Annotated in this window: 13 protein-coding genes; 1 reads left to right on the forward strand and 12 read right to left on the reverse strand. The window is 51.2% G+C overall.

The features are described from left to right. Positions 1–33: 33 nt before the first annotated feature. The 8 genes from fusA to fkpA all read right to left on the reverse strand — a co-directional run bounded on the left by fusA (position 34) and on the right by fkpA (position 6,053). The gene (gene fusA / locus ACUU1I_RS01370; RefSeq protein WP_000124700.1) at positions 34–2,148 is read right to left on the reverse strand and encodes an elongation factor G; all 2,115 of its coding nucleotides are present in this window, start codon (positions 2,146–2,148) and stop codon (positions 34–36) included. A gap of 96 nt (positions 2,149–2,244) precedes the next feature. Continuing rightward, positions 2,245–2,715, reverse strand: a complete 471-nt coding sequence (gene rpsG, locus ACUU1I_RS01375; RefSeq protein ID WP_001138043.1) for a 30S ribosomal protein S7 — start codon at positions 2,713–2,715, stop codon at positions 2,245–2,247. 96 nt (positions 2,716–2,811) lie between these two features. Next, a complete protein-coding gene (gene rpsL / locus ACUU1I_RS01380; RefSeq protein WP_000246815.1) occupies positions 2,812–3,186 on the reverse strand; it encodes a 30S ribosomal protein S12 in 375 nt (124 codons plus the stop codon). 125 nt (positions 3,187–3,311) lie between these two features. After that, positions 3,312–3,599, reverse strand: a complete 288-nt coding sequence (tusB, locus tag ACUU1I_RS01385) for a sulfurtransferase complex subunit TusB (RefSeq protein ID WP_000903383.1) — start codon at positions 3,597–3,599, stop codon at positions 3,312–3,314. Positions 3,600–3,606: 7 nt separating this feature from the next. Further along, entirely contained in the window at positions 3,607–3,966 is a 360-nt protein-coding gene (gene tusC, locus ACUU1I_RS01390; protein WP_000820723.1) for a sulfurtransferase complex subunit TusC, read from the reverse strand. Next, a complete protein-coding gene (gene tusD, locus ACUU1I_RS01395) occupies positions 3,966–4,352 on the reverse strand; it encodes a sulfurtransferase complex subunit TusD (protein WP_001209706.1) in 387 nt (128 codons plus the stop codon). Before tusD ends, tusC begins: the two co-directional genes overlap by 1 nt. Next, on the reverse strand, positions 4,352–5,074 hold the full coding sequence (locus ACUU1I_RS01400) for a helix-turn-helix transcriptional regulator (RefSeq protein ID WP_000091466.1): 723 nt from the start codon (positions 5,072–5,074) through the stop codon (positions 4,352–4,354). Before ACUU1I_RS01400 ends, tusD begins: the two co-directional genes overlap by 1 nt. Before the next feature lie 166 nt (positions 5,075–5,240). Beyond that, positions 5,241–6,053: an FKBP-type peptidyl-prolyl cis-trans isomerase gene (gene fkpA / locus ACUU1I_RS01405; protein ID WP_000838261.1), complete on the reverse strand. Its 813-nt coding sequence runs from the start codon at positions 6,051–6,053 to the stop codon at positions 5,241–5,243. A 220-nt stretch (positions 6,054–6,273) separates the two neighbouring features. Here fkpA and ACUU1I_RS01410 point away from each other — a divergent pair, with 220 nt between their 5' ends. Next, positions 6,274–6,492 (forward strand): protein SlyX, encoded by a 219-nt coding sequence (locus ACUU1I_RS01410; protein ID WP_001153615.1) that lies wholly within the window; start codon positions 6,274–6,276, stop codon positions 6,490–6,492. A gap of 48 nt (positions 6,493–6,540) precedes the next feature. Here the strand turns inward: ACUU1I_RS01410 and slyD are convergent, their stop codons facing one another. The 4 genes from slyD to kefG all read right to left on the reverse strand — a co-directional run bounded on the left by slyD (position 6,541) and on the right by kefG (position 9,792). Continuing rightward, on the reverse strand, positions 6,541–7,131 hold the full coding sequence (gene slyD, locus ACUU1I_RS01415; protein WP_000861347.1) for a peptidylprolyl isomerase: 591 nt from the start codon (positions 7,129–7,131) through the stop codon (positions 6,541–6,543). 94 nt (positions 7,132–7,225) lie between these two features. Beyond that, positions 7,226–7,426, reverse strand: coding sequence for a YheV family putative zinc ribbon protein (locus tag ACUU1I_RS01420; protein ID WP_001007729.1), 201 nt, complete (start codon positions 7,424–7,426; stop codon positions 7,226–7,228). Between the two features lie 9 nt (positions 7,427–7,435). Beyond that, positions 7,436–9,241 (reverse strand): glutathione-regulated potassium-efflux system protein KefB, encoded by a 1,806-nt coding sequence (gene kefB / locus ACUU1I_RS01425; RefSeq protein ID WP_000399167.1) that lies wholly within the window; start codon positions 9,239–9,241, stop codon positions 7,436–7,438. Further along, positions 9,241–9,792 (reverse strand): glutathione-regulated potassium-efflux system ancillary protein KefG, encoded by a 552-nt coding sequence (kefG, locus tag ACUU1I_RS01430; RefSeq protein ID WP_005072161.1) that lies wholly within the window; start codon positions 9,790–9,792, stop codon positions 9,241–9,243. Before kefG ends, kefB begins: the two co-directional genes overlap by 1 nt. Positions 9,793–9,831 lie beyond the last annotated feature (39 nt).

Here is a 9,831-nt window from a genome sequence, read left to right on the forward strand (position 1 = left end):
GAGAGCACGGGACTTTGGTATTAACCCTTAGGCTTATTTACCACGGGCTTCAATTACGGCCTGAGCAACGTTACTCGGCGCTTCATCATACTTCAGGAATTCCATAGTGTATGATGCACGACCTTTGGTCAGAGAACGCAGCTGAGTTGCGTATCCGAACATTTCAGACAGCGGTACTTCAGCGTGGATCTTAACGCCAGTAACTTCAGATTCCTGACCTTTGAGCATACCACGACGACGGCTCAAGTCACCGATAACGTCACCGGTGTTCTCTTCCGGAGTTTCTACTTCAACCTTCATGATCGGCTCAAGCAGAACTGGTTTCGCTTTCTTAAAGCCTTCTTTAAAGGCGATAGAAGCAGCCAGTTTAAACGCCAGTTCAGAGGAGTCAACGTCATGGTAAGAACCGAAGTGCAGACGAATACCCATGTCTACTACCGGGTAGCCTGCCAGCGGACCTGCTTTCAGCTGTTCCTGGATACCTTTATCAACGGCCGGGATGTATTCGCCAGGGATTACACCACCTTTAATGTCGTTGATGAACTCGTAGCCTTTCGGGTTTGAACCCGGCTCCAGCGGGTACATGTCGATAACAACATGACCATACTGACCACGACCACCAGACTGTTTCGCGTGTTTACCTTCAACATCGGTAACTTTCTGGCGGATAGTTTCACGGTAAGCAACCTGCGGTTTACCTACGTTCGCTTCAACGTTGAATTCACGCTTCATACGGTCAACGATGATGTCGAGGTGCAGTTCGCCCATACCCGCGATGATGGTCTGGTTAGATTCTTCGTCAGTCCATACACGGAAAGACGGGTCTTCTTTAGCCAGACGGCCCAGAGCCAGACCCATTTTTTCCTGGTCAGCTTTGGTTTTCGGTTCAACTGCGATGGAGATTACCGGCTCAGGGAATTCCATACGTTCCAGAATGATCGGCGCATCCGGGTCACACAGGGTGTCACCAGTGGTTACGTCTTTCAGACCGATAGCAGCAGCGATGTCGCCCGCGCGAACTTCTTTGATCTCTTCACGTTTGTTAGCGTGCATCTGAACGATACGACCGAAACGCTCACGTGCAGCTTTCACGGAGTTCAGTACGGTATCACCAGAGTTAACCACACCGGAGTAAACACGGAAGAAGGTCAGGTTACCAACAAACGGGTCGGTAGCGATTTTGAACGCCAGTGCAGAGAACGGCTCGTCATCACTTGCGTGACGTTCAGCCGGAGTGTCTTTACCGTCGTCCAGGATACCGTTGATCGCAGGTACGTCAACCGGGGATGGCAGGTAATCAATTACCGCATCCAGCATCGCCTGAACACCTTTGTTCTTGAACGCAGAACCACAGGTTACCAGGATGATTTCGTTGTTCAGAACGCGCTGACGCAGAGCACCTTTGATTTCTGCTTCAGTCAGTTCTTCACCACCCAGGTATTTTTCCATCAGCTCTTCAGAAGCTTCAGCTGCGGATTCGATCAGGTTCTGGTGCCATTCGTTAGCCAGTTCAACCATGTCTGCCGGGATATCTTCGTATTCGAAGGTTACGCCCTGGTCAGCGTCGTTCCAGTTGATAGCTTTCATTTTCACCAGGTCAACAACACCGGTGAAATGTTCTTCAGCACCAATCGCCAGCTGCAGCGGAACCGGGTTCGCGCCCAGACGGGTTTTGATCTGGTTAACAACTTTCAGGAAGTTCGCACCCATGCGGTCCATTTTGTTAACGAACGCAATGCGCGGAACTTTATATTTGTTTGCCTGACGCCATACGGTTTCAGACTGCGGCTGAACACCACCAACTGCGCAGTAAACCATTACCGCACCATCGAGAACACGCATGGAACGTTCTACTTCGATTGTGAAGTCAACGTGCCCCGGGGTGTCGATGATGTTGATGCGATGCGGCTCATACTGCTTAGCCATACCAGACCAGAATGCAGTAGTCGCAGCGGAAGTGATGGTAATACCACGTTCCTGCTCCTGCTCCATCCAGTCCATGGTTGCAGCGCCGTCATGAACTTCACCGATTTTATGGTTTACACCGGTGTAGAACAGAATACGTTCGGTAGTAGTGGTTTTACCGGCGTCGATGTGCGCACTGATACCGATGTTACGGTAGCGTGCGATGGGTGTTGTACGAGCCATTTGTTTCCTCGTTTATCTTTTAGGCGTTCAATTTAAGTAGCCCAAAGCGGGCTGCTTACTGGAAGCGCCCGCCTGGTGACTAAAACTCCGAAGGGATTACCAACGGTAGTGTGCGAACGCCTTGTTGGCTTCGGCCATACGGTGAACGTCTTCACGTTTCTTAACTGCAGTACCTTTGTTTTCTGCAGCATCAGAAAGTTCGTTCGCCAGGCGCAGAGCCATGGATTTATCACCGCGTTTACGAGCAGCTTCAACGATCCAACGCATTGCCAGAGCATTACGACGAACCGGACGGACTTCAACTGGTACCTGATAAGTAGAACCACCAACGCGGCGAGACTTAACTTCTACAGTCGGGCGCACGTTTTCGAGAGCTACTTCGAATGCTTCCAGTTCAGATTTACCAGAGCGCTGAGCCAGGGTCTCCAGCGCGCTGTATACGATAGATTCAGCAGTAGATTTTTTACCATCTACCATCAGGATATTTACAAATTTAGCCAGCAGTTCTGATCCGAACTTCGGATCCGGCAGAATTTTACGCTGACCAATGACGCGACGACGTGGCATGGAAATACTCCGTTGTTAATTCAGGATTGTCCAAAACTCTACGAGTTTAGTTTGACATTTAAGTTAAAACGTTTGGCCTTACTTAACGGAGAACCATTAAGCCTTAGGACGCTTCACGCCATACTTGGAACGAGCCTGCTTACGGTCTTTAACGCCGGAGCAGTCAAGCGCACCACGTACGGTGTGGTAACGAACACCCGGGAGGTCTTTAACACGACCGCCACGGATCAGGATCACGGAGTGCTCCTGCAGGTTGTGACCTTCACCACCGATGTAGGAAGTCACTTCGAAACCGTTAGTCAGACGAACACGGCATACTTTACGCAGCGCGGAGTTCGGTTTTTTAGGAGTGGTAGTATATACACGAGTACATACGCCACGTTTTTGCGGGCATGCTTCCAGCGCAGGCACGTTGCTTTTCGCAACTTTGCGAGCACGTGGTTTGCGTACCAGCTGGTTAACTGTTGCCATTAAATAGCTCCTGGTTTTAGCTTTTGCTTCGTAAACACGTAATAAAACGTCCTCACACAATATGAGGACGCCGAATTTTAGGGCGATGCCGAAAAGGTGTCAAGAAATATACAACGATCCCGCCATCACCAGGCCATCTGGCTGGAGTGCTTAACCGTAAGTCTGACGAAATCAGTATAGTCAATGGGAATGATGTCGTTCAAAATTTGAACAGTCAAACCGCGGGCAATAAGGTCTTCGTTCAGGGCATAGACCTTAATGGGGGCATTACGCAGACTTTCAAGGTAGCGGTTACCGTCAACTGCGGCAGTTACGCCATCTTGCAATAATAGCAGTTCGTCTCCTTCACTGAGCAGACGCAGCAGCGCAGCAAAATCCGTCAGCCAGGGTGAACGATGTAACGTGTGCAGCATAAACGCCTCAAAACCTCAAAATAACATCGTAGTTGGCGAGTTCGCGGCGTAAGGCATCTGCTTCGAGCGGCGTGGCTTCGACAACAAAGGGTGTCTGCGGATCTAACCCGCGTTCGCGCAGTGAAGCCGCACAAACCCAGCACTGTTCAATGTCGTACAGACTCAACAATTTAAAAGTGGCAATGTAATCACGCGCCAGCACTGCATCGGGCTTTTGTCCTGACAGCAGCTGAAAAACGCCATCAGCAATAAAGAAGACGGCCAGATCGTCAGTTAATGCGGAAGTTGCCAGTAAAGCATCTAAACCTTCCCGACCAGCAGCTGTACCATGAGGTGCAGTAGAAAAAACAAACGCAATTCGTTTCATCAGAACTGTACCACCCTGTCACAGGTCAGCGAGGCTTCCGCCAGCGCGCCAAGTCCGCTTAAGGTAAATCCCGGCTGAAGGTTTGACGAAGCCAGCCCCAGCCTTCCTGCTTCAGTTTCATCGACGATACCGCGGCGTAACGCTGCCGCTACGCAGATATTCAGCGCCACACCATGTTGCGCATTCAACTGTTGCCAGCCGCGCACAAGGTCAAATTCGTCGCTTGCCGGTGAGGTCAGTTGGTTAGCGTTATAGACCCCTTCCCGATAGAAAAAGACGCTGCTTAACTTATGGCCTTCTGCTATCAGCGCCTGCGCAAACTGAAAAGCACTACTCGCCTGTTGCGTACCGTATGCTGGCCCGGTCACCACGATGGCAAAACGCATTACTTATCTTGCCCCTGAAAATCACCGCTCTTGAACTGGCGGATGTAGAGATAGACAGTGTGTTTGGAGATGTTCAGGCGGTCAGCAACCTGGTTGATCGCATCTTTAATATCGAAGATCCCTTTCTCGTAGAGATTCAGCACGATCTGACGATTTTTGGCGTTATTAGAAACATTGCGATCGGCATTCACTTCTTCGATGGTGAACTCCAGCGTTTGGGTAACCAGATCTTCAACAGAAGAGGCAAAGTTGACGCTTGAACCGACATCCGGGGTTTCTGGCGGCACAAAAGTGCTCATAATCTGCGAGAAGGGAACATCAAGATTCATATTGATGCACAGCAGACCAATTACACGCTGTTCGCGGTTACGAATCGCGATAGTCAGGGACTTCATTAATACGCCGCTTTTGGCGCGAGTAAAGTAGCATTTAGAAACGCTGCTATCCGCTCCCGTCATATCGTGCAGCATACGTAGCGCCAGGTCAGTAATTGGCGAACCAATCTTCCGGCCTGTATGTTCACCGTTAGCAATGCGAATGGCTGAACATTTTAGATCCTGCAAAGAGTGCAAAACGATTTCACAGTGGGAGCCAATAAGCATCGCTAACCCGTCCACCACCGCTTCGTAGGATTTCAGAATATCAAAATCGGTCTGGTCGAAAGGACGTTGATCCAGTAAATCCAACTCACTGGTTTCGTTGGTTAAAAGCGACCTGGACATGAAAAAAAACACTCCTTTTCAGGAGCCTGTCGTTAACTTTTCAGGGCAGGCTCATTAATGATGCGGGTAACTAAATTAATACAGCGGAGGTTCCGCTTTCCAGCACTAATTATATCCGGCCTGTAATAAAAAAACCGCCGCCTGGTCAGGCGGCGGTTCTTAATGCTTATTTTTTAGCAGAATCTGCGGCTTTCGCATCAGCTTCCGGCTTTGCATCAGCCTTCGGCGCTGGTTTCACATCCAGCAGCTCTACGTCAAACACTAGGGTAGAATTCGGTGGGATCCCCGGAACACCCGCTTTGCCGTAAGCCAGTTCTGGTGGAATAACCAGTTTGATCTTACCGCCTTTCTTGATGTTCTTCAGACCTTCTGTCCAACCCGGGATAACACCGTCCAGACGGAAAGAAAGCGGTTCACCACGGGTGTAAGAGTTGTCGAACTCTTTACCGTCGATCAGCGTACCTTTGTAGTTCACTACAACAGTATCGCTGTCTTTCGGTGCTTCGCCTTTACCGGCTTCTACTACCTGATAAACCAGACCAGTTGAAGAGGTTTTCACACCTTTCTCTTTGGCAAATTTCTCGCGGTACTCTTTACCTTTTGCTTCGTTATCAGCCGCGTCTTTTTCCATCTTCGCCTGAGCAGAAGACTTCACGCGAGCTTCGAATGCTTGCAGAGTCTGTTCGATCTCTTGGTCGGAGAGTTTGCTCTTATCAGCAAATGCATCCTGAACACCAGCGATCAGCTGATCTTTATCCAGTTTGATGCCCAGTTTTTCTTGTTCTTTAAGAGAGTTTTCCATGTAACGACCCAGCGAAGCACCCAGTGCATAAGCTGATTTCTGATCGTCATTTTTGAACGCTGCTTTGCTGTCAGCAGTTGTAGCAGGTTTTGCAGCTTCAGCAGCAAAAGTGATTGGTGCATGCAGGGCAACGGCCATTGTGGTCGCCAGTAGCGTTACTTTAAACAGTGATTTCATCCATATCTCCAGGATCGGGGCATCTCACCCCAGGGTTAACTATTATCAGAAGGGTACTATAAAGCGTTGTCGAACAAATCTACATACAGACACGCCCTATTATCATCTATTTTCAGACTCTTTTTGTTTAAATTAGTTTCGATGACCGCGAAATGAGTGCTGTCTCGGGCAGCAAAGTTAAGTAGAATCCGCGGCGACCATTCGACAAAAGAGGTGAATCATGCAGGATTTATCATTGGAAGCACGCCTGGCAGAGCTGGAGAGCCGACTGGCTTTTCAGGAAATCACCATTGAAGAACTGAACGTCACGGTGACCGCTCATGAAATGGAGATGGCGAAACTGCGCGATCATCTGCGTCTGCTGACCGAGAAGTTAAAAGCCAGCCAGCCGTCGAACATCGCGTCGCAGGCTGAAGAAACGCCACCGCCACATTATTGAGGCGTAAAAAAAGCGGGGATTCCCCGCTTTTTTGTCACCTTTTCGGTATTAGTGGCAACCACAACCGCCGTTGCCTTTACCGCCACAGCAGCCTTCGCCACCGTGTTCATGACCGTGATCGTGGCCATGACCGCCGCAGCAACCGTCGTGGTCGTGATCGTGGTGATGATCGTGCGCGCCGTGAACGTGGCCATGAGCCAGTTCTTCTTCGGTCGCTTCGCGAATCGCCACAACTTCAACGTTGAATTTCAGGTTCTGACCGGCCAGCATGTGGTTACCATCAACCACTACGTGATCGTCTTCAACCGCAGTGATTTCAACCGGTACCGGACCCTGCTCAGTTTCAGCCAGGAAACGCATACCTACCTGCAGTTCATCAACGCCCATAAATACGTCTTTAGGAACACGTTGCACTAGGTTTTCGTCGTACTGACCGTAAGCGTCGTTCGCGCCAACAGCGACATCAAATTTGTCGCCAACTTCATGACCTTCCAGCGCCGTTTCCAGGCCAGAGATCAGGGAACCGTGACCATGCAGGTAGTCCAGCGGCGCACTCACCGGAGACTCATCAACCAACACACCGTCTTCTGTACGTACCTGATAGGCCAGGCTGACCACCAGGTCTTTTGCTACTTTCATGATATCTCCTGAGCATGGGAAGAATAGTGGCGCAGATTGTAGCGGAATTCTGCAGCCGTGTACTCACTAGCTTAAAAAAACTCGGCGCATATCGCTAGTCCGGATGAAAAATCCCGATCACTTGCTCATCTTTGTGAACGTGATCGCGGGCTTCTTTGTCTGCTTCTCGCATCTGATGTCCGCACTTAACACATTCAACAATATCAATATTATTTTCGCGCCACATCGCCATTGAATCCTGCGCCTGACAGGCCGGGCATTTTGCGCCCGCTATAAAACGTTTTCGGATTGCCATCCTTACCCTCTACTCAAATTCATCCCAGCCGTCCAGCTGGCGTCGTTCTTGTTGCATTTCACGCTGGAAAATCTCTTCCAGTTCGCGTCGGGCTTCCCTGGCGCGAGAAATTTGTACGGTATCAGCATGCATCGGGATTAACTCCCGCAGCATTCGCATATCCAGGCGGCGAAAATGCAGTTGCGCCCGCTGTGCCTGATGCGGATGCATGCCAAGCGTGACCAGCGTCTTGCGCCCCAGCTCTAACGCACTGGAGAATGTTTCACGGGAAAACTGCGTCACCCCTGCCTGTAATAACTCATGCGCTTCCACACGTCCGCGCACTCGCGCAAGAATATGCAAATGCGGAAAGTGCTGCTGGCATATTTCCACCAGCTTCATGGTGTCTTCCGGCTCGTTACAGGTAATGACGATAGACTCAGCGGCCTCTGCACCCGCAGAACGTAAAAGATCGACCTGCGTGGCGTCGCCGTAATAAACTTTGTAGCCATATTTACGCATCAGGTTAACGGCGCTGATATCCCGCTCCAGCACGGTAATGCGCATTTTATTTGCCATCAGCAAACGACCAATCACCTGACCAAAACGCCCGAAGCCCACGACAATGACCTGGGGTTTATCATCGTTGACCCACGGTTTTTCGTCTTCTTCTTCCGGTCCGTTAAACTGGCGGGATAGCCATTTATCCACCAGCTTCATCAGCAACGGCGTGGTCATCATGGAAAGCGTCACCGTCACCAGCAACAGCGCCATCTGGTCGCCCTGGAATAAACGTTGTGAAGAAGCGGTAGAAAAGAGGACAAAGGCAAACTCACCGCCCTGACTCAACACGCCAGCAAACTGCATCCGCTCTGAGCTACGCACGCCATACAATCGCGCCAGCAGATACAGCACGAGAATTTTCACCGCCACCAGCACAACCACGCTTATCACTACCCACAACAGATGGGTATAAAGCACCCCGAGGTTGAGCGACATGCCGACAGAGATAAAGAACAAACCGAGCAGCAAGCCTTTGAAGGGATCGATAGCCGTTTCCAGTTCATGGCGATATTCACTTTCCGCCAGCAGCACGCCCGCAATAAATGTACCGAGCGCCATCGACAGCCCCAGCGCATCCATAAACAATGCGGAACCCAACACCAGCAGCAGCGTCGCGGCGGTGAACACTTCCCGCACGCCAGAAGCTGCAATAAAGCGGAATACCGGACGCAGTAAATAGCGCCCACCAATCAGCATGCCGACAAACGCCAGCACCTTCATGCCGATCTTCATCCAGTCGAAATGTTCGTCTGCCGACCCCGCCAACAACGGCACTAACGCCAGTGCTGGGATCACTGCCAGATCCTGAAACAGCAGAACCGAAAACCCGAGCTGGCCGGATTCGCTGCGATTCATCCCTTTCTCACGCATCAATTGCAACGCCATTGCAGTTGAAGACATCGCAAGGCCAATGCCACCGACCACCGCCGCCTGCCAGGCGAAATCCGTCAGCATCAATAATCCCGCCAGCAACGCCGCGCTTAACAGCACCTGTGCCACGCCTACGCCAAAAATCGAACGCCGCAGTTGCCAAAGTTTGGAGGGATTCAACTCAAGGCCGATGATAAACATCAGGAATACCACGCCGAGTTCCGAAAAGTGGAGGATCTCATCGACGTCGCTAATAAACCCCAGCCCCCACGGGCCAATTGCAATCCCTGCCAGCAAATATCCCAACACAGCGCCAATCCCCAGCCGCGATGCCAACGGCACCGCAGCCACCGCCGCGAAGAGAAACAGCACTCCTGCGAGTAAAAAATCGGAACCTTCCATCAGCGGCCTCCTGGAGACAGCGGATTTGCCAACCAGTCACCGTAGGCTCTGGCGTGGCTCGCCAGCTCCTTTGCGCTTTGCCGTCTCGCCCAGTAAATAATGATGGAACTTAACCAATGCATCCGGCACATGCCCGCCGCCAGTTCAAAGGGGCGCAGCACATCGCTCATCGGGTAGCGATTCAGCGCGTCATAACGGTAAGCACTTTCCGGCTCGCCGGTGGTAATCACGTTACGCCAGTACTTTCCCGCCAGTTGGTTTCCTCCCGGCCCGCTGGCAAAACCACGACTTAATACCCGGTCCAGCCACTCTTTCAGTAGCGCCGGGCAGCTATAGGTATAAAGAGGATGCTGAAAGACAATCACCTCGTGCTCGCGCAGTAATGCCTGCTCACGGGGGATATCAATAAAAAAATCGGGATAGTGCGCGTAAAGGTCGTGCACGGTAACATTGCTGAGCTGCGTGGCCGGTTTAAGCAGTACCCGGTTTGCCACCGAGTCCTGAGATTCCGGATGGGCATACAGCAGCAAAACTTTCGCTGGCTGAGACATCATCCCCCTCCCGGTATGGTTTTTGTGTATAGTCGCTGT

The organism is Shigella sp. SIG3 (assembly GCF_053555855.1).

What these genes read in the sequence shown, in the direction of transcription:
- fusA (WP_000124700.1), bottom strand. Translation starts at nt 2,148, where the DNA reads ATGGCTCGTACAACACCCATCGCACGCTACCGTAACATCGGTATCAGT.
- rpsG (WP_001138043.1), bottom strand. Translation starts at nt 2,715, where the DNA reads ATGCCACGTCGTCGCGTCATTGGTCAGCGTAAAATTCTGCCGGATCCG.
- rpsL (WP_000246815.1), bottom strand. Translation starts at nt 3,186, where the DNA reads ATGGCAACAGTTAACCAGCTGGTACGCAAACCACGTGCTCGCAAAGTT.
- tusB (WP_000903383.1), bottom strand. Translation starts at nt 3,599, where the DNA reads ATGCTGCACACGTTACATCGTTCACCCTGGCTGACGGATTTTGCTGCG.
- tusC (WP_000820723.1), bottom strand. Translation starts at nt 3,966, where the DNA reads ATGAAACGAATTGCGTTTGTTTTTTCTACTGCACCTCATGGTACAGCT.
- tusD (WP_001209706.1), bottom strand. Translation starts at nt 4,352, where the DNA reads ATGCGTTTTGCCATCGTGGTGACCGGGCCAGCATACGGTACGCAACAG.
- ACUU1I_RS01400 (WP_000091466.1), bottom strand. Translation starts at nt 5,074, where the DNA reads ATGTCCAGGTCGCTTTTAACCAACGAAACCAGTGAGTTGGATTTACTG.
- fkpA (WP_000838261.1), bottom strand. Translation starts at nt 6,053, where the DNA reads ATGAAATCACTGTTTAAAGTAACGCTACTGGCGACCACAATGGCCGTT.
- ACUU1I_RS01410 (WP_001153615.1), top strand. Translation starts at nt 6,274, where the DNA reads ATGCAGGATTTATCATTGGAAGCACGCCTGGCAGAGCTGGAGAGCCGA.
- slyD (WP_000861347.1), bottom strand. Translation starts at nt 7,131, where the DNA reads ATGAAAGTAGCAAAAGACCTGGTGGTCAGCCTGGCCTATCAGGTACGT.
- ACUU1I_RS01420 (WP_001007729.1), bottom strand. Translation starts at nt 7,426, where the DNA reads ATGGCAATCCGAAAACGTTTTATAGCGGGCGCAAAATGCCCGGCCTGT.
- kefB (WP_000399167.1), bottom strand. Translation starts at nt 9,241, where the DNA reads ATGGAAGGTTCCGATTTTTTACTCGCAGGAGTGCTGTTTCTCTTCGCG.
- kefG (WP_005072161.1), bottom strand. Translation starts at nt 9,792, where the DNA reads ATGTCTCAGCCAGCGAAAGTTTTGCTGCTGTATGCCCATCCGGAATCT.